Here is a 23,986-nt window from a genome sequence, read left to right on the forward strand (position 1 = left end):
GTAAGGGGGTGCTGGACTGTCGGCGGACCCCGGTACGCTTTTTGTCATGAGTGCTGTTCCTCGTTCCGAGAAGCCGGCGGGCCGTTTCCGGCGCATGCTCGACCGGCTCTCCTCGTCCCAGACGGACCTGGAGTCGGAGGAGCTGCGCGAGGACGCGGACACCGCGGGCTGCACGCGTATATGTGACTGCCACGACCGACAGATAGTGACCGTTACTGGTACCTTGCGCACGGTCACGCTGCGCCCCCGGGCCGGTGTCCCGGCCCTGGAGGCCGAGCTGTTCGACGGTTCGGCCGCCCTGGACGTGGTGTGGCTGGGCAGACGCTCCATCGTCGGCATAGAGCCGGGGCGCAGGCTGATCGCCTCCGGCCGGATCTCGATGAGCCGGGGCCGTAGGGTGCTGTTCAATCCGAAGTACGAACTCAGACCGCTCGGACGGGAGTAGCCGGTGACGTCGCTCGACAAGCCGACGGAAGACGCCCAGCGCGGCGCCCAGGACGCCCAGGGCGGACAGGACGGCTCGCACGACTCCAGGGCGGTGACGGAGGCCGCGCTGTTCGAGGCGTTCGGCGGCGTGCGCGGCATGGTCGAGACCGTGCTCCCGGGCCTGCTCTTCGTCTCCATCTACACGATCAACAAGGACCTGCACTCGGCGGCCCTCGCGGCCCTCGGCGTCTCCGTCCTGCTGGTCGTGGTGCGGCTGGTCATGAAGGACACCGTCAAGCACGCCTTCAGCGGTGTCTTCGGAGTCGCCTTCGGTGTGGTCTTCGCGATGATGACCGGCAACGCCAAGGACTTCTATCTGCCGGGCATGCTCTACACGCTGGGCCTCGGATGCGCGTACATCATCACGACGCTGGCCGGCGTGCCGCTGATCGGTCTGATGCTCGGCCCGGTCTTCAAGGAGAACCTCTCCTGGCGGACCCGTAACCCCGGACGCAAGAAGGCGTACGCGAAGGCGAGTTACGCCTGGGGCGCGATCCTGCTCGGCAAGTGCGCGATCCTCTTCCCGCTCTACTGGTGGGCCGACACCACGCAGCTCGGCTGGGTCCTCATCGCCCTGAAGATCCCGCCGTTCCTGCTCGCCGTCTGGCTGACCTGGATCTTCCTGGCCAAGGCGCCGGCCCCGATCGACGTGTTCGCGGAGATGGAGGCGGAGGAGCGGGCGGCGGAGGAGCGGAAGGCCGCGGCGCGCTCGGCCGACTAGACACCGCCGACCAGACACCCGGGTACATGACGCGAAGGGGCGCCCCGAGAATTCGGGGCGCCCCTTCGCCGTCGTGCACCACGTGATCGTGGGCCCCCGTGTCAGCTCGTCGCGTCCTCGCGGCGTACCGACAGCAGGTCCTCCAGCTGCTCCTCGCGGGCCTGGGCGGCCACGAAGAGGAGCTCGTCGCCCGCCTCCAGGGAGTCGTCCGAGGTCGGGGTGAGGACCCGGGTGCCGCGGATGATGGTGACCAGGGAGGTGTCCTCCGGCCACTCGACCTCACCGACCTGGGTGCCCGCCAGCGCCGACTCCGGCGGCAGGGTCAGCTCGACGAGGTTGGCGTCGCCGTGGCTGAAACGGAGCAGCCGGACCAGGTCGCCGACGCTCACGGCCTCCTCGACCAGCGCCGACATCAGCCGGGGGGTCGACACGGCCACGTCCACGCCCCAGGACTCGTTGAACAGCCACTCGTTCTTGGGGTTGTTGACGCGGGCGACGACACGCGGAACCCCGTACTCCGTCTTCGCCAGCAGCGAGACGACCAGGTTGACCTTGTCGTCACCGGTCGCGGCGATGACGACGTTGCAGCGCTGGAGTGCCGCCTCGTCCAGGGACGTGATCTCGCAGGCGTCGGCCAGCAGCCACTCCGCCTGGGGCACGCGCTCGACCGAGATGGCGGTCGGCGCCTTGTCGATGAGAAGGACCTCGTGGCCGTTCTCCAGCAGTTCGCCCGCGATCGAGCGACCGACCGCTCCGGCTCCGGCAATGGCGACCCTCATCAGTGACCGCCCTCCTCGTCGGGGCCCTCGGCGAAGGACGCCTCGACCTTCTCCACGTCGTCCGTCCGCATCATCACGTGCACGAGGTCGCCCTCCTGCAGCACCGTCTGCGAGGACGGCAGGATCGCCTCGCCCAGGCGGGTCAGGAAGGCGACCCGGACACCGGTCTCCTCCTGCATCTTGCTGATCTTGTGGCCCACCCAGGCCGACGAGGCGTGCACCTCGGCGAGTTGGACGCCGCCGGTGGGGTCGCGCCACAGGGGTTCGGCGCCGGACGGCAGCAGTCGGCGGAGCATCTGGTCGGCGGTCCAGCGGACCGTGGCGACCGTCGGAATGCCCAGACGCTGGTAGACCTCGGCGCGGCGGGGGTCGTAGATCCGTGCCGCCACGTTCTCGATGCCGAACATCTCGCGGGCGACCCGGGCGGCGATGATGTTGGAGTTGTCGCCGCTGGAGACGGCGGCGAACGCGCCCGCCTCCTCGATGCCCGCCTCACGCAGGGTGTCGCGGTCGAAGCCGACCCCGGTGACGCGCCGGCCGCCGAAACCCGAGCCCAGACGACGGAAGGCCGTGGGGTCCTGGTCGATCACGGCGACCGTGTGCCCCTGTTGCTCCAGGGTCTGGGCGAGGGTGGAACCCACTCGCCCGCAGCCCATGATGACGATGTGCACGACCGTCCTTCCGGTGTCAATAGCTACTGTTCAGCCGAAACGTCGAAACAGGGTCTCAGACCGTCGCCCAAGCTACACACGCGCGGTCCGCCGGGGGCACCCCCGTGCATCCATGGGTCGTCACATCGTGGGACGTCGACGACTGATCCGGCGGACGCTGGTCCTCGTCAGGAAGCCGAGTCCGACGAGGGAGGCGAGAGCGCCGATCAGCTCAGCGGTCGCGGCCTGCATGGGGCCTCCAGGGAGTGAGGGGGGGCGGAAACGTCACGGGTTCCGTCGGACACCCGCCACACACACGGCACGTGCACGGGACCGACGGAATTTCGTCATACAGACGTGAGGACGCAGTTCATCAGACCGGAGGATGCGTGACGTGACGCACTTCGCAGCCGTCGCCGGACCGATTTCACCCCGGGGCCCGCCGGGATTTCACCCGGATGTGCCCAGAACCAGTCGGGGCGCTTACGATCCTCTCCGTGTCCAAACTGACCGACGTGCCCAAACGGATTCTGATCGGGCGCGCTCTGCGCAGCGACCGGCTGGGCGAAACGCTCCTGCCGAAGCGCATCGCACTCCCCGTCTTCGCCTCCGACCCGCTCTCCTCCGTGGCGTACGCACCCGGCGAGGTGCTGCTGGTCCTCTCCATCGCGGGCGTGTCGGCCTACCACTTCAGCCCCTGGATCGCCGTCGCGGTCGTCGTGCTGATGTTCACCGTGGTGGCGTCGTACCGGCAGAACGTGCACGCCTACCCGAGCGGCGGCGGCGACTACGAGGTGGCCAACACCAACCTCGGCCCCCGGGCCGGCCTCACCGTCGCCAGCGCGCTCCTCGTCGACTACGTCCTCACCGTCGCCGTGTCCATCTCCTCCGGCGTGGAGAACCTCGGCTCGGCCGTCCCCTTCTTCGTCGAGCACAAGGTGCTGTGCGCGATCGGCATCATCGTGCTGCTCACGCTGATGAACCTGCGCGGGGTGAAGGAGTCCGGGAAGCTGTTCGCGATCCCGACGTACGTCTTCGTCGTCGGCGTCTTCCTGATGATCGCGTGGGGCGCGTTCCGGGGGCTGGTGCTCGACGAGACGATGCGGGCGCCCACCGCCGATCTGGAGATCAAGCCCGAGCACCAGGGGCTCGCCGGCTTCGCGCTGGTCTTCCTGCTGCTGCGCGCCTTCTCCTCCGGCTGCGCCGCGCTCACCGGTGTCGAGGCGATCTCCAACGGCGTGCCCGCCTTCCGCAAGCCCAAGTCGAGGAACGCGGCCACCACCCTGGCCCTGATGGGCTTCTTCGCCGTCACCATGTTCTGCGGCATCATCGGCCTGGCCATGGCCACCAACGTGCGGATGGCCGAGAACCCGGCGGTCGACCTGGTGCGCGACGGCACCCCGGTCGGCGACTCCTACGTCCAGAACCCCGTGATCTCCCAGGTCGCGGCGGCCGTCTTCGGTGACGGCACCTTCCTCTTCGTCGTACTGGCCGCCGCCACCGCGCTGGTCCTCTTCCTGGCCGCGAACACCGCGTACAACGGCTTCCCGCTGCTCGGCTCGATCCTCGCCCAGGACCGCTACCTCCCGCGCCAGCTGCACACCCGCGGCGACCGCCTCGCCTTCTCCAACGGCATCGTGCTCCTCGCGGGCGCCGCCGTGCTCCTGGTGTGGATCTACGGCGCCGACTCCACGCGCCTCATCCAGCTCTACATCGTGGGTGTGTTCGTCTCCTTCACACTCAGCCAGACCGGCATGGTCCGGCACTGGAACCGGCACCTGCGGACGGAGAAGGACCCGGCCAAGCGCCGCCACATGATCCGCTCGCGGGCGATCAACACCTTCGGCGCCTTCTTCACGGGCCTGGTGCTGATCGTCGTCCTCGGCACCAAGTTCACGCACGGCGCCTGGGTCGCCCTCCTCGGCATGGTGATCTTCTACGCGACGATGACGGCCATCCGTAAGCACTACGACCGGGTCGCCGCGGAACTCGCCGCGCCGGACGGCCCGAGCGACGACGTCGTCCGACCGTCCCGGGTCCACTCGGTGGTGCTGATCTCCAAGATCCACCGTCCCACCCTGCGGGCCCTCGCCTACGCGAAGCTGATGCGCTCCCACACGCTGGAGGCGCTGAGCGTCAACGTCGACCCGGTGGAGACCAGGGCACTCCAGGAGGAGTGGACGCGGCGCGGCATCGACGTACCGCTGAAGGTCCTCGACTCGCCGTACCGCGAGGTCACGCGGCCCGTGATCGAGTACGTCAAGGGGCTGCGCAAGGAGTCCCCGCGCGACGCGGTGTCGGTGATCATCCCCGAGTACGTGGTCGGCCACTGGTACGAGCACCTGCTGCACAACCAGAGCGCACTCCGGCTCAAGGGCCGGCTGCTCTTCACGCCGGGTGTCATGGTGACCTCCGTGCCCTACCAGCTGGAGTCCTCCGAGGTCGCCAAGCGCCGGGCGCGCAAGCGGCAGGACTGGAGTGCGCCGGGGTCGGTACGGCGTGGTCCGGCGGACGAGCGTCCCAAGGAGCCACCGGCCAGGACGTCGACCACGTCCTCGGCCGACGAGAACTGACGCTCGCCGAGAGCCGGAGTTCACCCGCGAGCCGCCGCTCGTGGTAAACGGTCGGACGGCACCCACGTAGACTGGTGGGCTGTTGTCCGGCCGTTTTCGCTTTCCTCTCTCTGGAGTCACCCCACCATGCAGGCAGAACCGAAGAAATCGCTGGTGGGAGAGGAGTACGAGGTCGAGGTGGGCCCCGTCGCCCACGGCGGCCACTGCATCGCCCGTACCTCCGAGGGACAGGTCCTCTTCGTCCGGCACGCGCTGCCCGGCGAGCGGGTCGTGGCGCGGGTGACCGACGGCGAGGAGGGTGCCCGCTTCCTGCGGGCCGACGCTGTCTCCATCCTGTCGGCCTCCAAGGACCGGGTCGAGGCCCCCTGCCCCTACGCCGGCCCCGGCCGCTGCGGCGGCTGCGACTGGCAGCACGCCAAGCCGGGCGCCCAGCGCCGCTTCAAGGGCGAGGTCATCGCCGAACAGCTGCAGCGCCTCGCGGGTCTCACCCCCGAGGAGGCGGGCTGGGACGGCACCGTGATGCCGGCCGAGGGCGACAAGCTGCCGGCGGGCGAGGTCCCGGCGTGGCGGACGCGGGTGCAGTACGCGGTGGACGAGTCGGGGCGCGCCGGTCTGCGCCGCCACCGCTCGCACGAGGTCGAGCCGATCGACCACTGCATGATCGCGGCACCGGGCGTGTCCGAGCTGGGCATCGAGAAGCGCGACTGGACGGGCATGGCGTCGATCGACGCGATCGCGGCGACGGGTTCCCAGGACCGCCAGGTCATCCTCGAACCCCGGCCGGGTGCGCGCCTGCCGATCGTGGAGCTGGACAAGCCGGTGTCCGTGATGCGGGTCGAGGAGAAGGACGGGGGCGTGCACCGCGTCCACGGCCGCCCCTTCGTCCGTGAGCGCGCCGACGACCGCACGTACCGGGTGGGCAGCGGCGGATTCTGGCAGGTCCACCCCATGGCCGCGGACACCCTGGTCAAGGCCGTCATGCAGGGCCTGCTGCCGCGCAAGGGCGACATGGCGCTGGACCTCTACTGCGGGGTGGGCCTGTTCGCGGGCGCCCTCGCCGACCGCGTCGGCGACAAGGGTGCCGTCCTCGGCATCGAGTCCGGTAAGCGCGCGGTCGAGGACGCGCGGCACAACCTCGCCGACTTCGACCGGGTGCGGATCGAACAGGGCAAGGTCGAGGCGGTGTTGCCGCGCACGGGTATCACGGAGGTCGACCTCATCGTCCTGGACCCGCCGCGCGCCGGGGCGGGCCGCAAGACCGTCCAGCACCTGTCGTCACTGAGCGCCCGCCGCATCGCCTACGTGGCCTGCGACCCGGCCGCGCTGGCGCGCGACCTGGGGTACTTCCGGGAGGGCGGGTACCGGGTGCGGATGCTTCGGGCGTTCGATCTGTTTCCGATGACGCATCATGTGGAGTGCGTGGCGATCCTGGAGCCGGCCGCAAAGAGTCGCTGACCTGCAGGTTTTCGGCCTCCGTAGGTCGTTCGACCTCTTTTCGGGACATGACTTCGCCCGACCTGCGGACGGCGGGAGAGCACCCGCCGCGAACGCCCCTCGCGGGATGCCCGCCGTGCGGTCCAGCCCCCCGGGCCGCCGTCCGCCGGATCCGCGGTCTGCCCGACTTCCCGTCCTGGTCCAGCACATGACGTACGTCGTCCGGTGCTCGAGCGCTCCGCCGGTATCCCCGCTCATGGCGCGGCTGTTGCGTCACTCAGGGCTGTGGGGCGCTGCCCATCTCCGTGGTGAAGATCTTGGGGTCGCTGTCGAACCCTCGGACCATCTCGTGGAACTCCCAGGCTCCCGAAGCATCCCGGGTGAACTCCGCGACCGTCGCCGCGGTGGATCCGGAGACCCGCGCGAGGTCGGCCTTCAGGAGTTCCCTGTACCCCTCGACAACCAGCACCCCGGCGTTCGACAGGTCGCCGAAGGTCTTGGGGCCGCTGTCCTGGTGGATCGCCACGCCTACGACCACCCGGGCGAAGGAGGGAGCGAGGCGATCGAGCTCCAGGGTCATCACTTCGACGTAGCCGAAGCCCTGACCGGTCTGGCTGTGCCGGCTCACGTTGATGGTGCCGTCCGGTGAGCGGCTGTCGAAATGGACGACGTACACCGGCCGCCCGTGGGGGGCGTCCGTCGAGTAGGTCGTGGCGATGATGTCGAGATGGTGGTGTGGCTGCTCCCAGTGACTCGGGTCCCACTTGAGCCGTACTTCGGCCTTCTTCACTGCCTGGCTGCCGCCGCTCACCGGTTTGCCGCCTTTCCTCTGCCAAGCCCCTGCGGGGTGGTCCCCCGCATGGTCAAGTATGCTTCTCCGCCCCTTCGTTGACGCCCTCTACGGTCGGCTCCTTCGACGTGTGGCAGTGCGAGCGAGTCGGTGCCTTGCCGGCCAGGTAGACGGTGTTGGTCGAGGTGCCGCCCTGCAGGGGGTTGTCGAAGGCGACGACACGGGCCTCTGCGCGTGCGAAGACTTCGGTGAGGGCGGAGGTGAACTGCTCGTCGGGCGGGTCGTTGGACCACAGGGCGAACACGCCGCCTGGGTGGAGGTGAGCGGCGAGAGCGCGAAGCCCGGCGGGCTGGTAGAGCGCCGCGTGGCGCGGGTGGAGCACATGGCGTGGTGAATGGTCGACGTCCAGCAGGATGGCGTGGAAGCGACGGCCCGGCTCCTCGGGGTCAAGACCGCGGGGGTCGGCGGCCAGTGCGAAGAAGTCGCCGTGGACCAGGCGGCAGCGGTCGTCCGACGTGAGCCGGGCTCCGAGGGGCACCAGGTGCCGTCGGTGCCAGCCGATGACTTCGGCGAGCGCGTCGATCACGGTCAGCGAGCGCACCCGGGGATCGTCCAGGGCCGCCTGGGCGGTGTAGCCGAGTCCGAGTCCACCGACGGCCACGTCCATGTCGGCGTCCGGCAGTTGCGCCAGGGCCAGTTCCGCGAGCGCGATCTCGCCGGCGGTGAAGAGGCTGGACATCAGGAACTCGTCGCCGAGTTTCACCTCGTACACGTCCTCCGCGGAGACCGGGTGACGGCGTCGGCGCAGACTGATCTCGCCCATCGGCGTCGGCTGCCAGTCGATCTCCTCCAGGCGCAGGCTCATCCGTTCACCTTTCTGACGTTCGTGGACGCACCGGGGCGGTGGCCGGGCGTGGTGACGCGAGCTCCCCGCTCCCGGTGCGGGAGCGGGGAGTCGAGGTGACGGCCCGCTCTCAGGCGTCGATGATGACGGGGATGATCAGCGGCCTGCGGCGGTGGGTGCGGAAGGCCCAGTTGGCCACGGCCCGGGCGATGAGCTGTTCGAGCTGGTGGGCGTCGCCGACGCCCTCCTGGGCGGCGGTGGCCAGCGTCTTCTCGATGACGGGGATCACCGGCTCGAAGGTGGTGTCGTCGTGCACGAAGCCGCGAGCCAGGAAGTCGGGGGCCTCGGCCAGCCCGCCGGTGTCGGCGTCGACGATGGCCACGACCGTGATGACGCCCTCCTGCGCGAGGGTGACCCGGTCCTTGAGGGACGCCTCGGTGGCACCGCCGACTTCCATGCCGTCCACGTAGACGTTGCCCGCGGGCACCTTGCCGGTGATGGAGACGCGGCCGTCGACGAGGTCGACGACGACCCCGTCCTCGGCGATGACGACCCGATCGGGATCGACGCCGGTGCGGATGGCGAGATCGGCGTTGGCCCGCAGGTGACGGAACTCGCCGTGTACGGGCATGACGTTGCGGGGGCGGACGATGTTGTAGCAGTAGACGAGTTCGCCGGCGCTGGCGTGGCCGGAGACGTGCACCTTCGCGTTGCCCTTGTGGACGACGTTGGCGCCCCACCGGGTCAGGCCGTTGATCACCCGGTAGATGGCGTTCTCGTTGCCGGGGATGAGGGAACTGGCGAGCAGGACGGTGTCGCCCTTGCCGATGCGGATCTGGTGGTCGCGGTTGGCCATCCGGGACAGGGCGGCCATCGGTTCGCCCTGGGACCCGGTGCACACCAGGGTGACCTGGTTGGCGGGGAGCTTCTCCAGCTCCTTGGTGTTCACGATCAGGTTGGGCGGAACCTTGAGGTAGCCCAGGTCGCGGGCGATGCCCATGTTGCGGACCATGGAGCGGCCCACGAAGGCCACCTTGCGGCCGTGCTGGTGGGCGGCGTCCAGGACCTGCTGGATGCGGTGCACGTGGCTGGCGAAGCTGGAGACGATGACCCGCCGGGGTGCGGTGCGCATCACCTGTTCGATCGCGGGGTTCAGTTCGCGTTCGGAGGTGGTGAAGCCGGGGACCTCGGCATTGGTGGAGTCGGTGAGGAACAGGTCCACACCCTCCTCGCCGAGGCGGGCGAAGGCACGCAGGTCGGTGATGCGGTCGTCCAGGGGGAACTGGTCCATCTTGAAGTCACCGGTGTGCAGCACCATGCCGGCTCCGGTGCGCAGGGCCACCGCGAGGCTGTCCGGGATGGAGTGGTTGACCGCTACGAACTCGCAGTCGAAGGGGCCGAAGCCGCGCCGGTCGCCCTCGCGCACACGCACCGTGCGGGGCCTGATCCCGTGCTCCTTGAGCTTGGCCTCGATGAAGGCGAGGGTGAGCTTCGAGCCGACGAGGGGGATGTCCGCCCGCTCCCGCAGGAGATAGGGCACGCCGCCGATGTGGTCCTCGTGGCCGTGGGTGAGGACGACGGCGACGATGTCGTCGAGGCGGTCCCGGATGGAGGTGAAGTCGGGGAGGATCACGTCCACGCCGGGCTGGTTCTCCTCCGGGAACAGCACACCGCAGTCGACGATCAGCAGTTTGCCTGCGTACTCGAAGACGGTCATGTTCCGGCCGATTTCGCCCAGGCCGCCCAGGGCGGTGACCCTGAGTCCTCCGTCCGGCAGCGGCGGGGCGGCTTTGAGTTCTGGGTGCGGATGGCTCATACGCTCACGTTATCGAAGACTGCGCCGCGCTGATCGCTTGCCCGCACCGTGGACGCGATGTGCGGTGTGCTGCCGGGGTGCCTCTGCCCGGCACGGCTGCCGAGCCGCGACCCCTTCTCACGGAGCGCGCGGGGCGTCAGACACCGGCGGCCGGCGGGACCCACCGGCGGGTGCGAGGCACCGTGGGCGAGAGGCCGTAGTCCTTCTTGAGGGTTTCGGGGATCGCGTAGTGCATGACCCGCCCACGGGTGAGTGAGGACAGCTCCAGGACCGTGGTGAGGTGGCCGAGGCGGTCCAGGGCCCAGGCGCCGAGCGGGGAGCGGTCCTCGATGGTCTCCAGGACGCCGAGGAGGTGGGGCACTGCCTTGACAAGGGTGTCCCACGACGTGCGCGGCACATGGAGCCAGTCGGCGCAGGTGTCGCCGATGAGATGGCGGATGAGGGCGGAGACGACCGGGTCGAAGAAGGTGCCGGGCACCACCTCCTCGTAGAGGTCGATCAGCTGCCGGGTCAGATGGGTGCCCTCGTCGGACGGCCCCATGTGCCGCACCATGTACAGGTCGAGGAACCGGCGGGCCTCGTCGAGATCTCGGGGAACGGCGTCCTGGTCGACGCCGAGCATGGCGCCGACGACGCGCCAGGCGTAGTAGTACGCTTCCGCGCCCTCCGTCGACATGTGGATACCGAGACGATGCAGGCTGTCCAGGACGAGCAGCGAGAAGAACATCTGCCCGCCGATCATGTCCTCCTGGCAGATCGGCGTCCCGTGGGCCGCGGTGTCCCAGCGGTTCTCACGCGTGAGGTGATGGCGGATGGAGGCGTGCAGGAGGCGGACCTTCTGGGCGGCCGGGATGAATCGGCTGCCGGCCTCGAAGGCGTCGGGCTGCATCAGGTGGACGGTGAACTGGCCGGTCTCCGCCATCCGTTTGGAGGGATACCGCAGCCCATGGGTGGCCGACAGCAGCTTCGCCACGTGCGGGACGAGATAGCAGGCGGGCATGGAGGCGAAGGACAGCGCGGTGGAGATGTGCACGTTGTTGTCGATGAAGAACAGCCGGGCTTTCTCCATCTCCGCCCAGTCCACCCAGGCCGGCGGGGTGCGGGTGGCCTCCAGATATGCGTGTGCGACGTCGGGCAGTCCGTCCGGCAGGGGAGCGCCGGCGGTGGAGACGTAGCGCATCAGGGTGTTGAACTTGCCCACCTCCCCGCGTTCGAAGAGTTCGGCGACGGTGGCGTCGGCGAGTTCGTCACCGGCCCGCCGCAGGGCGTCCAGCGATGCGTCGGTGTGGGGCATGGCAGGCATGGCAGGGTTCCTCATCTTCCTCGGGAGCGTCCACGACAGGCGGGAGCGGCGTCTGCCCCGGGAGAGCGCGGGCTCGCGCGCCGCCCCGATGCGAGCGGTCAGGACAGGCGTACCGCCGCGGAATGAGCCAGCGCGGTCAGTCCGGTGACGGCGTGCGGCGGTAGATCCAGTTCGTGGAGGGCACCGAGAGCCTCCTCGACCCGTGCCCTGATCATGTCCTCGATGCGGTCGGGCGCCCTCAGCCGGCGCATCACCTCGCGCACCGCGTCCAGCCCTTCCCCGCCCGGGTCGTCCCGGCCCAGCAGCGAGTGCAGCAGTTCCCGCTGCGAGTCGTCGGCGAGTCGCCATGTCTCTGCCAGCAGTGCGGTGGGCCGTCGGCCGCGCACGTCGTCGGCGTTGGCCTTGCCGGTGTGCGCGGGGTCGCCGAACAGCCCGAGCAGGTCGTCCCTCAGCTGGAACGCCTCCCCCAGAGGCAGCCCGTACGCGGAGTAGCCCTCGCGCAGCCGCGCGCCCGCGCCTGCCAGCGCGCCACCGATCAACAGGGGCTGTTCGACGGTGTACTTGGCGGTCTTGTACCGGATCACCTTCAGCGCTGCCTCGGTGTCCGGACCGACTCCGGTCCGCAGGATCTCCAGACACTCGCCTGCGATCAGCTCACGGGCCATCACCGCCCAGAACGGTCGGGCCCGGACGAGATACGCGGCGGGCAGACCACTGGTGGCGAACAACTGCCCGGCCAGCGCCATCAGCAGGTCCCCCACCAGCATCGCCAACGACCGCGCGGCGGCTTCGGCGTCCGGACGCGCCCCTACGGCCCCGAGCAGGGCTACGTGGGTGGTGGGCCGCCCGTGCCGTAGCGGGCTGTCGTCGATGAGGTCGTCGTGCACGACCGCGGCGGCATGCACCAGCTCCATCGAGGCAGCAGCCCGCACCAGCGCGTCGCTGTCCGGCTGGCCCACCGCCCGCCACCCCCAGTAGCAGAACGCCGCCCGCAGCCGCTTGCCGTCGGAGACCGCCGCCTCCAACCCCTCGGCGACCGCGTCGAGCATCGGATCGACCGCCGCGAACTCGTCGGCCTCCCGGGTGACGAACCCGCGCAGCACCTCGTCCACGCGGACCTTGAACGCGGCCGACTCCCACCGGTCAGACGCCACCGGCGGCCTTCCGGGCCAGGGCACGCCGGGCGAGGATCTCCAAGTGGGCCGGTGGCACGGCCGCGTACCGGTCCAGCACCAGACGCCCACGCGCCATGAGCTCGTGCTCGGCCTCCGCCGCCAGATCCGGTGCGTCCGACCGGCGCAGCAGCCCGCGCACCGTCCCCAGAGCCGAACCCACCGTGCTCACCGCCAGATCGGCCAGCCCGGCAGCCAACAGCAGCGCCTGACTGTCCAAGCCTCCGCGCCGTTCCGCTTCTCGCGTCACGCCACCCCTCTCATCCGGCATCCGTCATCGGTCGTGCATCCAGGAAGCCCTGGGGCGCACACCGCCCTTCCGAGCATCGCGTCCCATCGGGTGCGACAGCGGAAGAACTCACGATCGAGTGATCCCCCCGCTCGACCGTGCGGATCATGGGTGCCGCTACTGCTGGGGCGGGCACACGGGATGGGCTCTGTCGTGACGCTCGGTTGACGCTCCGGGGCCTTCCGCGCGGGCTGGATCAGGTGGAGTGTCCGGCGCTTCTGGAGGCCGCAGTGCAAAGCCGCTGACCCGCGCGTTTCCGGCCCCTATGGGTCGTTCGACTTCTTTTCACGGGCGGCACGCCGCGAACGCCTCTCGCGGCTCAGATACGGCGATCACGGAATGCCGCCTCCCGTGGCCCTGGCCGGCACCTGAACCAGCCCCGGCGTGGCTGTCTCCCGGCTCAGTCGAACAGGGGGGCCAGCACCTCCTCACCCGCCAGGATCCGCCACGCCGGAACCCGCACGGTGCGGCCCACCGGGCACGCCTTCGCCCCGTAACCCCCGGACGGCAACCCGGTCAGGAGGTCACCCCGCGCATGGGACAGCCGCAGGTGCCGTGCCGGGTCGATGCCGTGCGGCGGGCCGGGGTCGATCAGAACCGCCGTGTTCTCGCCGGCCTCGGTGAACAGCAGGTCGACCGGGTGGCCGCCGACCACCGCCGCCCGCTCGAGGTCGGAGATGCCGCGCTCGGCGAGGTAGTGCTGGAGCCGGTCGGCCAGCTCCTCGCGGAAGCCGGTCGCCGGGACGGCCGTCCCCACCGGTCCCTCGGCCTCGCCCGCGTCCGCTCCCAGGAGCGTCGAGCGCCCCGCGAGCAGGGTCGGCAGTCCGCTCTGTCCCTCCCAGAAGGCGTGCGCGCCCACGATGATCAGCTGCGACTTGGCCCGGGTCACCGCCACGTTCCACAGGTTGACCTGGCTCGCGACCCAGTGGGTGGTCCTCGGCGGGGTGTTGCGCGTGGCCACCGGGCTCAGCACCATCACGTCGCGCTGCCCGCCCTGGAAGGCGTGCACGGTGCCGACCCGCACGCGGTCGTCGTCGCGCCACACCCGCGCCAACGCCTCCTTCTGTGCCCGGAAGGGCGTGACCACACCCACCGTGGCGTCCTGCGGCAGCCGTGCCAGCAGTTCGTCCACCACCCGCCGAACGGCGTCCGCCTCCGCCGCGTTGCGCCAGGACCGCCCGTCGCCGCCGCGCGCCGACTCGCCGCGCGGTACGTCGACCCATCCCAGCGCCGGCGCCGGATCGGCCGCCCCCACCGGGTCGAGGGCCGGGACCTGCCGCCGGACGTCGGTGAGCACCTGCAACTGCCCCGCGTAGCAGTAGCCGTTGACGACGTCGGCGATCCGGGGGTGGCACCGGTAGTGCTCGTCGAGGAGCAGCGCGGAGTCACCGTGCTGCTCGGCCGCGTGGTACGAGGAGTACACGTGGTACGTGAGCCGGTGGTCCTCCAGCTGTGCCGCGCTCAGTCCGGCCCTGACCCGTGCCTGCTGTTCCTGCTGCGGTGACACGCCGGGGATGTGCCCCAACTGCATCGGGTCGCCGATGATCAGCGCCCGGCGGGCCCGGAACAGCAGGGGCAGCACCGAGGGGATGGAGCACTGGCTCGCCTCGTCGATGACGACGAGGTCGAACAGCTTGGGCGTCAGCTCCAGTTGCCGCACCGAGTGCGTGCTGACGGCCCATCCCTTGATGTGCGCCATGAGGTTCTTCTGGCTGCGCTGGAAGCCCGAGCGGCTCCGCAGTGCCTGGAGCCGCTGTTGCATGAGCCCGCGTGCCCGAGCCATTGTCTCGGTGGACACCGCCCTCGACAGCTCCGCTGACAGTTCGGAGAGCGTGCGCGCCACCTCCAGCCGCGACTGGTGCAGCCCGTTTTCGTCCCATCCCGTGTGGTGGGGGACGAGCGTCCGTACCTTCCGTTCCACGGCCACCGTGTCCGCCAGCGACTCCAGCAGTTCCGCCGGCACCGGTCGCCCGGACGCCCACTCCGGCCACGACGGCCGGTTCGAGGGATCTGGCGGATACGGCAGGCTCGGTGCAGCCGGTCGGTCCTCCGCCGCGTCGTCGTGATCGGCCACCGCCGAGACGAGCGCGGCCAGCGCCCGGCCCCGACGCCACGGGCCGAGCAGCCACCAGGGGGCCCCGGCCGCCTTCCGTGCCCGGTCCTCCCAGCGTCCCAGTGCGGCCGTGCCGCCCTCGTCCGCCGCCGCCCACACACCTTCCAGGAGCGCCAGCGGCAGCTCCAGTGCTTCCGTCCGTTCCGTCCGCTCCCACAGCAGCTCCAGCAGGAGCCCCTCCTCGCCGACCCGGCGCGTGGCCTCCGTCCGCAGTCCGTCAGAGGTTTCGCGCGCACTGCGCAACTGCCCGCCCACGGTGACCGATCCGCGCCGCGGCGCCCGGGCGGGTTCGCCCAGCAGCCGCTCCAGTTTCGCGGCCTCCCGCTCCAGTGCCTCCGCGTTGCCCGTCCGCATCAGCAAGCCGGGCGCGATGTCGTCGCAGCGTTCGGCGACGACGTCCACGGCCTCGTTGTTCGTGGAGGCGACCAGAACGGACTGTCCGGCGGCGACACAGGTGGTGACGACGGCCGTGACGACCTCGCTCTTGCCCGTGCCGGGCGGCCCGGTCGCCACCGTCAGGGGCCGTGTCATCGCCGAGGAGATGACCGACTCCTGGCTCTCGTTGCACGGTCCGGGAGCCACCACGGTGACGGACGACGTGTCCCCCGCACCGCCCTCGCCACCGCTCAGCAGTGCGTCCATGGCGGTGCCGGGGATCTGTCCCGTCCGGGTCGAGATCCGCAGCAGGTTGTCCACCAGGGCTTCGGTGGCCTTGGCCTCCACGCCCGAAGGCACCAGCAGTACGGCCGCGTTGTGCGCGCCGGGCCGCAGCGCCTGCATCACCGTTCGCTCGCTGAGCGCGGACGGGTCGAGCGGTTCCAGCTCCGGCAGCCCCAGCTCGTCCAACAGCTCCCGTACGGCGCGCAGCATCTGCGCGTCGTTGCCCTCCTGCCAGGACGGCTGCCAGCGGGCGACGAGGTCGGCCGCGTCGCCCGCGTCCAGCAGTTCCGCGACGACACCCGTGTGCAGGGAGGGAACGCCACTGGGCCGCAGTACGTCCCGGCCCTCCTCGTCCGGCGCGAGTTCCAGCTGCTGGATGAGCAGCGGCGCCAGCTCCACCGACGTACGGCGCCCCCTTGCCCCGCCGTCCCGCACGGGCAGCGTGATCGCCGGATAGCCGTACCAGTACTCCTGCTGGGCGCCCGTGTCACCTCTGCCCGTACCCGCCGAAACGTCCTGCGGCCTGGGCAGGCTCCCGGGCGCCGGAAAGGCGGAACCCCGCCCGGACTGGATGGTCTCCTGGCCCTGACCCAGCAGGAAGTACTTCGAGCCGCGCCCACTGTCCCGGTCGGGTCGCATGCCGGCCGCCGACTGAGCGGTGAGGCAGTGTGCGTAGTACCGCAGCAGCCGCTCCCAGTCCACGCCGTCCCGTGCGTCCAGCGCGGCCAGTTCCCGGGCCTTCAGCAGGGCGGGGGAGCGCCGGGCGGCCTCGGCAGCGTCGCGCGGCAGCTCCGGGAGACGAACCGGCCGGGCCACCGATCGGGCGAAGGGCAGCTGGTTCGTGGCCCTGATCGTGGACTTGGTGGGACGCTGCTCCTCCGGTACGCCGTCCCGCCTCATCTGCGCGGTCAGGTACTCGAAGAGGTCGTCCGGCGTGATCCAGCCGCCCTCCTTGATCCGGCCGTTGCGCAGTCCCTCCACGATCTCCCCGGTGAACCGGGACGTACCGAGGTTCGACCCGTCCGGCGCCATCGCGGACGCGGACTGAAGAGCGTCGGAGGCGGTGATGAAGTACACGCCCGTCGGCCGCAGCAGCGTGCTCGGCGCGGGCCGCGCGGGCTCTTCGGCCGGCCCCTTCGCGGTCCAGCCCTGGACGACGGAGCCGCTGGAGCAGCAGTCCAACAGCACCAGCTTCGAAGCGGCCCGGCACGACTGGAGCATCCGCTCCAGGAACTCCGCCGGGACCGCCGTACCCGGCAGGTCGTCCGGGTCGGTGTCCCGGGTCAGGAAGTACAGCTGGTTGTCGTCCTCGCAGAACTCCCCGTGCCCGCTGAAGTAGAGCAGCGCCGTCTCACTCGCCTGTCGCGCGTTCAGGAACGTCTCGACGGCGTGCAGCATCTCCGCCCGGGTCGGCTCGGCGACCATCGCGCAGTCGTTGTACATGCCGATCTCGGTGTTCTCCAGCACCGCCCGCATGTAGTGAAGATCGGCGCGCACGGGCGGCAGATCGCGGTACGCGTGGCTGTCGTACGTCGACACGCCGACGAGCATCGCGAACCGGTCATTGTCGGTCATGTGCGCTCAGCCCGCCGCAGGGGTGTCGCCGAGGCCATCGTGCTCCGTACGGCGAGCAGCCTCACCGCCGCCCGCGAGGAAGCGCTCGATCCGCTCGTCGTCCTCACGGGCCTCCTTCCCGGTGATGTGCAGAGTCGCTCCGTCCGGCCGCCGCACGACGATCGTCCGCTGCGGCACCCTGGCCAGCCAGATCTGGACTCCGGCGGCGACCAGCGAGCCGGCGCCGACCAGCACGCCGACGGTGTCGGCCGTCAGCCCGCCCTTGACTGCCCCGTCGGCCGCCGCGCCCGTGCCGCGCCGGGGAACGTCCAGAGCCGCTCCGGGATCGACGTCGGCGATCCCGGCAAGCAGCTCACGCGCCTCCTTGCGCGCACGCAACGGGTCCTCGTCGACGATGGAGATCCGGCACCCGGTCCGTTGCTCGGGCATGGTGGTCACAGCGCGTCCCCTCGATCTGCCGTGTGGTTCTGATGTCCTGACGGAGCATGAGCGGACGACGATAGTCGGCGGGTCGGACAGCGGGCACGCGTGTTTCCGAAACCCTCAGGCGCCGACGGGGAAGTGGCTGAGAAACGCTTATGACGTGCTCATTGTCGCTTCGTCATGGGGCCAGGGAAGTGCCCTGTACCAGGAATGGGGCAGCGCAGACGGGTGCGGCCCCAAGGTGTCGGCTGAGGCCACGGATGCTGCCGCTGGAGTGGTCGAGACGGCAACTCCGCTTTGGTTTTTCGGGCGGGCCGATGCGCTTGCCGGTCAGGTGGTCGGTGACGGCTCACGTCCCACTCCCCGCTTCTTCTGGCGGAGTGGAGCGGGCGCACCGATGTGTACCGGGCCAGCACTGTCCATCACGCTGCCACCAAGGGGTCGTTACGACGAGCCGCGCGTCGTCGGCACGGCAGTAGGGTGAGACGGTGGCCCCCTTACCGGAAGACCCATCGTCGTCGATCGGCGAAGGCGACCGCGATACGGCGGTGCGGCGCCTGCAGGAGGCGTACGCCGAAGGGTTCATCTCGCACGAGGAGTTGGACGAACACCTCCACCAAGTGCTCACCTCCGAGGCGCACAGTGACCTCGTGTCGGCTCTGGCCTCCCTCCCGGAGGAGCAGCCGGCCACCACGTCGACGATCGCCGTCGTCGGCGGACGGATCAAGCGGCGCGGCGCGTGGCGGGTGCCTCGGATCCTCAAGGTCGGGTCCGCGGTCGGACGTGTGCGCCTGGATCTGTTCCGGGCGATCATCGAGCATCAGGTCGTCGACATCGAGCTGCAACTCGGAACCGGTGGGGCCAGAATCACGGTGCCCCGCGACGCGGTCGTCGACGTCGAGGCGCTGAGCACGGGGTGGAAAGATCTGCGCTACCGGGCCCCACGGCGTTCCCGCCCGGGCGGGCCGGTCATCCGCATCTCCGGGACCATGGGATTCGGACGGCTGAAGGTCCGCCACGCCTGGCGTTGAGCCGTCAGCCGGCACGAGGACCACACACCCGGTGCTTGGTCACAGGCGGATGGCCGAGAAGGGCGCCGACGCCGGTGTAGAGCCATGGGCCGTACCAGGTGATCCTGCCGTGTCGTCAGGCAGCGTTCCGACGGGTGCGGTCGGCTGTGCGTCGATGTGCTGCGGTGCGGAGGAGAGCCTGGCCGGGAGAGGCGACGCGGCACCTTGGACGAGGCGAACGGGAAGGTCGATCTCCTAGGCGGAGCGAAGATCATTCCCTCGGGGTGCGTGAGTCAGTGGTACGCGTGGACGACCGCGTGACCCTTGCCCCGGCCGATCATCCACTTGTTGACCGGTGTGGTGATGAGGAAGGCGACTGCGAAGCCGCCGAGGAGGGCTGACCAGAAGAGGGCGTCGTCGATATGGGCGTCCATCGCGCCGGGAGTGAGGGCGATGATGGCGTTGTCGACCACTTCCATGACGGTGATCGAGACGGTGTCGGCGGCCAGGGCTACCTTGATCGCGCTCTTGAGGTCCAGGCCGGCTCGCCGCACCGCGAACAGGGTGAACGAGTAGCCGAAGAGGAACGCGAGCGTGATGGCCAGGATCATGGTCGGCACGTTGTCCCACAGCAGAGCCGTGCCGATGACCATGCCCAGGATCTCGCCGATGGCGCACCCGGTGAGGCAGTGCAGGGTCGCCTTTGTCGCCGTGGCCCAGGACGCTCCGCCGTGCGTCCCGTGTGCCCCGTGCGGCAGCGGTTGGTCGGTGTGGCTGTGCCGGTTCTCGTCGTGAGCGGTGTGGTCGGGGGCCGTCTGGTCGTGTGCGGTGCCCTCGTGGTGAGTCCTGTGGCCCACCTGATCCATGTGGTCCTTGTGGTCCATGGCCGTTTCCTCCCCATTCTCATCCATGGTGGTCCTTCTTCGAGCGCTTGGCCAGACTATACCCCCAGGGGGTATCTGGCGAGCGGTGCGTACGAGGACGGCGGGTCCTTCTTGAGGCGGTCGTGGTTCGCCTGGCTGAGTCGGACGGGCGGCCGCTACGTACTAAGCGGGTACGTAGTGGTCGACGATCGGTGAGCCGGATCTCCGGGTCCCGTGAGGAGTGGCGACGTGGCTGGACACCTTCTTGGCTGGACGCTGGTGGTGCTGGGAACCGGGGTGGCCGTCGGGAACCTCGTACGGCTGGCGCTGGTCAGCGGCTGGGGCCGGTTCGAGGCAGGGGCCGAGGCGGTCATGGGTGGGGGGATGGCCGTCATGGCGGCGCCTCCGACCGCGACCCTGTACGGCACGTACGGCGTGTGGTGGGCGGCCGTGTTCGGACTGCTCTGTCTCGGGGGAGTGGCGTTGTCCGTACGGCAGGCCGTACGTGGCGGTGTGCGGCAGGTGCGGCACGGCGCCCATCTCGTGATCGGCAGTGCCGCCATGGTGGTGATGACCCTGGCCATGCCCGGCGCCTCCTCGGGGCCGACGCTCGCCCTGGCCGGCTCCTCCGGGCACGGCCATGGAGGTGCGGCCGGGGCGGAGGGCGTGGAGGGCATGGGTGCCCACGGCGTCACCGAGGCGGCCGCCACCTCGGGCTCCGCGATGCTGTGGCGCGTCGCCTTCTGGGCCCTGGCCGCCTACTTCCTGGCGGCCGTGGCGCTGGCCGTACGCGCCCGGATGCGGGAGACGGGCGGATCGTCCTCCGGATCGGTCACCGGGGCCCGCCACCGTCGAGCGACCCGTACCCCGGCAGTGCTGTCCGTGCCGAACGCGCGCCTGGCCGGTCACATCGGCATGGGCGGCTCGATGGCGACGATGCTGCTGATGATGACCGTCTGATCCGAACGGGCGCTGCGCGTCGGCGGGTCGTGGGGGTCCGAGTGCGGGCGGCAGGGCTCGGGATGCGGCGTCGTCAATGTCTGCGTCGCCGGCGACGTCAGGTGGCGCCGAGTGGGCAGACGACGAGGAGCGGCAACAGCGGAACGGTCGCGGTCACGGTGGCGACGGAACCCCAGAACGCGCGGTGCGGAGGGCGGCGCGGCCCGAGTACCCGCCGGATCCGGATCACGACCGCCGGGCCGCCCGCCGCGAAGGCGCCCTGCGGGGTCCGGGCCGTCGCCATCTCGTACATCGCGCTCGCCAGGGCCCCGTCGGAGTGGGCGCGCAAGGCGCGGTCGTCGGCGACCATCTCCAGCAGGAGTGCTGTCTGGGCGCGGGCGTGACGGGCCAGGGGGAGCAGGGGGAAGACCGACTGGAACGCCGCGGCGGCGGCGATCACCAGATGGTGGCGGCCCGCGATATGCGCCCGTTCATGCTCCAGAACCGCCGCGAGTTGCTCAGGAGCCAGCTCCCGTACGGCGCCGTCGCTGATCACGATCCTCGGCCGGCGGCCCGGCAGGCAGTAGGCGGCGGGTACGTCGTACGGCAGGACGGTGGCACCCAGCCGTGCGGAGCGGCGGCCGACCAGATCCACCGCCTCCCGGTGCCGGGTCCGCGCTCGACGGGCTCGTACGACGTGGAAGGCGAAGCTGCCCGCGAGCGTTGCCCCGAGCGCCGCCGGAACGACGGCGGCGAGGCCGCCCGCCGTGTCGTGACCGGGCCCGCTCGCGCCCAGGTCCAGTCCGCAGGAGTGCAGCAGGCCCAGGAGTCCCTCGTGCGTGTGCTCGGTGGGCATGAGCAGGTGGTACGCGGTCAGTGCGGCCCCGAGGACGAAGGAGGCCGTCAGGGTGTGCCAGACCGCCAGGGCAAGGGCGGGTGCCCGGTGCGGCCAGGAGGCTCGCAGCACCAGGGCAGGGGCGACGAAGCCCACCGTCGCCGTGTAGACGAGCAGGAGGGAAGCCGCGTTCACGCCCAGGAGGGGAGCCCCGTTCACGACTTCGGCTGCCGTCCCACCGCGCGCAGGGCCTTGCGCAGGGCGGCCTGCTCCTCCTCCGTCATGTTCTCGACGAAGTGGACCAGCGCGGCCGGTCGGTCCTTGCTCGCGTCCAATCCGTCCTCCATCAGCGCGGCGGCGTACGCCTCACGGCTGCGCACCGGGGTGTACAGCCAGGCGCGGCCCTGCTTGCCCCGCAACAGCCAGCCCTTGTTGTAGAGGATGTTGGTGACGGTCATCACCGTGGTGTAGGCGAGCGGGCGGGTCTTGTTGAGATCGTCCACGATTTCGCGCACCGTCGCCGGACGGTTCCACGTCCAGAGGCGGTCCATGATCTCCGCTTCCAGTTCCCCCAGCCGTCGCATGGCCCTGACTCCTTCTGGCTGTTGACGCGCACGCGTATACGCAGGGGCATAGTAGATGGCTTGCTCGTCAGGACTCCTCGGCAGCCGGTGAGGCCGGCGAGGGGGTCTGGCAAGAGCTTCGTGAGGTGACTACGCCTGTGTCGTCAGACTCGTACTTCAATCAGGCCCGACTGAGGCCGAACACGGACCGCAACACGAGTGTCGCAAGTGGCCGCGTCAGCGTCCCCCAGGCCGAGGGAGATGGGAACCCAATCGGTCGCGCCCAGTTGCGGCACCGGGTGATTCACGTACACCTCAACGCCGGCGATCTGCACCAGAACCTGCTGAGCCTCCAGGCTGATCGCACTCCTGAAGTGGTGGTCAGGCCACGTCTTCCACCAGTCCGAAGCCGTCCGGGAACTCCTCCAGAAACGCTCGCCGCGACGGGTCGGACTCCTCGCGGGCCATGGTGGCGAGCAGGCCGAGGAACTCGTCCTGCTGCTCACGCGACAGCTTGCTCACGACGTGAGCGACGCCCTCCAGGACCTTGACCGCGTCGTCTGGATCCATTTGCTCGTCTTCACAGCCTTCGACGAACCAGACGACATCGACCAGAGACTCCGCCAGGGCTCGCGTCAAGGAGGGGTACGCACCAGGCATCGAGATGATCTCCCAGCAAGTCGGCGAACGAAGTCCCGTCATCTCAACACATGCCACTGACGTCACGGTCGGCAACCGCTTCACGGACCTTGTGCTGGACCGGCGCGGGCCGTACGTCGGCCCGCGCCGGGGGTGTTCAGAGTCGGTCGAGGATGTCGTTGAGTTGCTCGACCTCGGCGGTCTGGCTCTTCACGATGGCGCCCGCCATCTTCACGGCGGCACCGTTCCTGCCGTTCTTCCGCTCGTCCTCGGCCATGCTGATGGCGCCGTTGTGGTGCTCGATCATCAGCTGGGCGAACAGCTTGTCGAAGTCGGTGCCCTTCATGGTCTTGAGTCGCCGCATGTCCGCGCCGGACATCATGCCGTCGGCGCTGCCGCCGTCGCTGCCGTGGTCCATGCCGGGCATCGACTCGGCTGCGGTCGGGCGGTCCCAGGACCGCAGCCACCCCTTCATCGTCTTGATCTCCGGGTCCTGGGCCTTCTCGATCTGCTCGGCGATGTCCTTGAGCTCCGTGTCGGACGCCCGGTCGTCGGCGAGTTCGGCCATCTCCAGGGCCTGTTCGTGGTGCGGGATCATCATCTGCGCGAAGGTGACGTCCGCGTCGACGAAGTCGGCGGATCCGGCTTCACCGGACGTGGACGTCGAGCTCTTGCCGCTCCCGTGCTCCATGTCGTTCATGTCGTCGCCACAGGCGGTGAGCAGCAGAGTGCCGACGGCGACGACGCTCGCGGTGGCGGCGGCGCGGCGCAGGCGCGTGCGGCGGGGGGTTCGCGTAAGGGCTGTCATGGTCGATTCACCTCGGGGTGTGCGTTCTGGGCTGTTCGTGGGCAGGCGGAGCCGTGGGGTCGCGCTGGACGCGCGCCCGCGTGAACGGCTCGGCCTACAGCCGCAGAACTGACAGACGGGTGAGATCGGGCCCGCGTGGCGGCGGGCGGGGTCGCGCGAGGGCGGCGACCTGGGCGAGCAGCTCCGCCCATTCCTCGTGGCGGCGGGCGAACGCCGACATGAGCAGGGCGGTGAGAACCCATGCGCCGAGCAGGATCGCCACGCAGAGGGACTGCATGTCCATGGTCGGGGCCGGTTCGTGCGAGGACTGCGACCCCGTGGGAGCCGCATCCGTCGCCGTCGCATGGGCAGCGGTGTTCATGGAGTGCGCGGATCCGCTGAAGGGCACCGGCTCGCTGAAGGGCACCGACTCGCTCACGTGCATCGACCCGCTGATGTGCGCGGGCTCGTTGACGTGCGCGGACTCGCCACCAGGGTGTGCGGACTCGTCGGGGTGCCCCGTGCTGTGCATCGCGAAGACGCTGAGGGCGAGCACGGCGATGAGCAGCAGGTGGCCGAGGGTGCCACCTGCGCGTACGCGTCGACTCGCCTTCATGCCCGACTCCGTCACCGACCGTTCTGGATCTGCTGCCACGACCGTACCCAGGGAACGATCGTCGTGTCGGGCGAAGGGGCGTTTTCTACTGTTCTACTAAACGGTT

22 protein-coding genes are annotated in these 23,986 nt (G+C 70.1%); 6 read left to right on the top strand and 16 right to left on the bottom strand.

Features of this window, described 5'->3' with window-relative positions; all coding sequences use genetic code 11:
* Positions 1–46: 46 nt before the first annotated feature.
* Together RM704_RS15040 and RM704_RS15045 are read left to right on the top strand one after the other, a co-directional pair.
* Positions 47–445, top strand: a complete 399-nt coding sequence (locus tag RM704_RS15040) for an OB-fold nucleic acid binding domain-containing protein (protein WP_078936928.1) — start codon at positions 47–49, stop codon at positions 443–445.
* Positions 446–448: 3 nt separating this feature from the next.
* On the top strand, positions 449–1,207 hold the full coding sequence (locus RM704_RS15045) for a DUF3159 domain-containing protein (RefSeq protein WP_033525195.1): 759 nt from the start codon (positions 449–451) through the stop codon (positions 1,205–1,207).
* 101 nt (positions 1,208–1,308) lie between these two features.
* Here the strand turns inward: RM704_RS15045 and RM704_RS15050 are convergent, their stop codons facing one another.
* Complete coding sequence (locus tag RM704_RS15050; protein WP_033525196.1) at positions 1,309–1,986, bottom strand: potassium channel family protein; 678 nt, start codon at positions 1,984–1,986, stop codon at positions 1,309–1,311.
* Complete coding sequence (locus RM704_RS15055) at positions 1,986–2,657, bottom strand: potassium channel family protein (protein ID WP_033525197.1); 672 nt, start codon at positions 2,655–2,657, stop codon at positions 1,986–1,988. The genes RM704_RS15050 and RM704_RS15055 overlap by 1 nt, the downstream gene beginning before the upstream one ends.
* A gap of 476 nt (positions 2,658–3,133) precedes the next feature.
* Between RM704_RS15055 and RM704_RS15060 the strand changes: the two genes are divergently transcribed.
* Both RM704_RS15060 and RM704_RS15065 read left to right on the top strand, forming a co-directional pair.
* Positions 3,134–5,209, top strand: a complete 2,076-nt coding sequence (locus tag RM704_RS15060) for an APC family permease (RefSeq protein WP_033525198.1) — start codon at positions 3,134–3,136, stop codon at positions 5,207–5,209.
* Between the two features lie 126 nt (positions 5,210–5,335).
* Complete coding sequence (locus RM704_RS15065; protein WP_033525199.1) at positions 5,336–6,664, top strand: class I SAM-dependent RNA methyltransferase; 1,329 nt, start codon at positions 5,336–5,338, stop codon at positions 6,662–6,664.
* Positions 6,665–6,920: 256 nt separating this feature from the next.
* On the opposite strand, the gene RM704_RS15070 is transcribed toward RM704_RS15065, so the two are convergent.
* The 8 genes from RM704_RS15070 to RM704_RS15105 form a co-directional block, all read right to left on the bottom strand.
* Positions 6,921–7,454, bottom strand: a complete 534-nt coding sequence (locus RM704_RS15070) for a TerD family protein (RefSeq protein ID WP_033525200.1) — start codon at positions 7,452–7,454, stop codon at positions 6,921–6,923.
* Positions 7,455–7,506: 52 nt separating this feature from the next.
* Positions 7,507–8,298, bottom strand: a complete 792-nt coding sequence (locus RM704_RS15075) for a polyamine aminopropyltransferase (RefSeq protein WP_311590634.1) — start codon at positions 8,296–8,298, stop codon at positions 7,507–7,509.
* Between the two features lie 109 nt (positions 8,299–8,407).
* Positions 8,408–10,093, bottom strand: coding sequence for a ribonuclease J (locus tag RM704_RS15080; RefSeq protein ID WP_033525201.1), 1,686 nt, complete (start codon positions 10,091–10,093; stop codon positions 8,408–8,410).
* Between the two features lie 136 nt (positions 10,094–10,229).
* The gene (locus RM704_RS15085; RefSeq protein WP_033525202.1) at positions 10,230–11,387 is read right to left on the bottom strand and encodes an oxygenase MpaB family protein; all 1,158 of its coding nucleotides are present in this window, start codon (positions 11,385–11,387) and stop codon (positions 10,230–10,232) included.
* Between the two features lie 107 nt (positions 11,388–11,494).
* On the bottom strand, positions 11,495–12,550 hold the full coding sequence (locus tag RM704_RS15090) for a polyprenyl synthetase family protein (protein ID WP_033525203.1): 1,056 nt from the start codon (positions 12,548–12,550) through the stop codon (positions 11,495–11,497).
* Entirely contained in the window at positions 12,540–12,818 is a 279-nt protein-coding gene (locus tag RM704_RS15095) for a hypothetical protein (RefSeq protein ID WP_033525204.1), read from the bottom strand. The genes RM704_RS15090 and RM704_RS15095 overlap by 11 nt, the downstream gene beginning before the upstream one ends.
* 439 nt (positions 12,819–13,257) lie before the next feature.
* Entirely contained in the window at positions 13,258–17,205 is a 3,948-nt protein-coding gene (locus RM704_RS15100) for a caspase, EACC1-associated type (RefSeq protein ID WP_033525205.1), read from the bottom strand.
* A 6-nt stretch (positions 17,206–17,211) separates the two neighbouring features.
* The gene (locus RM704_RS15105) at positions 17,212–17,634 is read right to left on the bottom strand and encodes an effector-associated constant component EACC1 (RefSeq protein WP_192829564.1); all 423 of its coding nucleotides are present in this window, start codon (positions 17,632–17,634) and stop codon (positions 17,212–17,214) included.
* Between the two features lie 482 nt (positions 17,635–18,116).
* Here RM704_RS15105 and RM704_RS15110 point away from each other — a divergent pair, with 482 nt between their 5' ends.
* Entirely contained in the window at positions 18,117–18,659 is a 543-nt protein-coding gene (locus RM704_RS15110) for a DUF1707 SHOCT-like domain-containing protein (protein WP_033525207.1), read from the top strand.
* 272 nt (positions 18,660–18,931) lie between these two features.
* Here the strand turns inward: RM704_RS15110 and RM704_RS15115 are convergent, their stop codons facing one another.
* Entirely contained in the window at positions 18,932–19,504 is a 573-nt protein-coding gene (locus RM704_RS15115; protein ID WP_107072210.1) for a DUF4396 domain-containing protein, read from the bottom strand.
* Between the two features lie 246 nt (positions 19,505–19,750).
* Here RM704_RS15115 and RM704_RS15120 point away from each other — a divergent pair, with 246 nt between their 5' ends.
* A complete protein-coding gene (locus tag RM704_RS15120; RefSeq protein WP_157856641.1) occupies positions 19,751–20,461 on the top strand; it encodes a DUF5134 domain-containing protein in 711 nt (236 codons plus the stop codon).
* A 97-nt stretch (positions 20,462–20,558) separates the two neighbouring features.
* Here the strand turns inward: RM704_RS15120 and RM704_RS15125 are convergent, their stop codons facing one another.
* From RM704_RS15125 to RM704_RS15145, 5 genes are all read right to left on the bottom strand, one after another.
* Positions 20,559–21,470: a M56 family metallopeptidase gene (locus RM704_RS15125; protein WP_033525278.1), complete on the bottom strand. Its 912-nt coding sequence runs from the start codon at positions 21,468–21,470 to the stop codon at positions 20,559–20,561.
* A gap of 20 nt (positions 21,471–21,490) precedes the next feature.
* Positions 21,491–21,859 (bottom strand): BlaI/MecI/CopY family transcriptional regulator, encoded by a 369-nt coding sequence (locus tag RM704_RS15130; protein ID WP_033525208.1) that lies wholly within the window; start codon positions 21,857–21,859, stop codon positions 21,491–21,493.
* Positions 21,860–22,219: 360 nt separating this feature from the next.
* Entirely contained in the window at positions 22,220–22,408 is a 189-nt protein-coding gene (locus RM704_RS15135; protein WP_311590638.1) for a hypothetical protein, read from the bottom strand.
* A gap of 226 nt (positions 22,409–22,634) precedes the next feature.
* Entirely contained in the window at positions 22,635–23,285 is a 651-nt protein-coding gene (locus RM704_RS15140; RefSeq protein ID WP_033525210.1) for a DUF305 domain-containing protein, read from the bottom strand.
* 94 nt (positions 23,286–23,379) lie between these two features.
* On the bottom strand, positions 23,380–23,880 hold the full coding sequence (locus RM704_RS15145) for a hypothetical protein (RefSeq protein WP_033525211.1): 501 nt from the start codon (positions 23,878–23,880) through the stop codon (positions 23,380–23,382).
* Positions 23,881–23,986 lie beyond the last annotated feature (106 nt).

The sequence above is a fragment of the Streptomyces gottesmaniae genome (assembly GCF_031845845.1).
Taxonomy (GTDB): Bacteria; Actinomycetota; Actinomycetes; order Streptomycetales; family Streptomycetaceae; genus Streptomyces; species Streptomyces akebiae.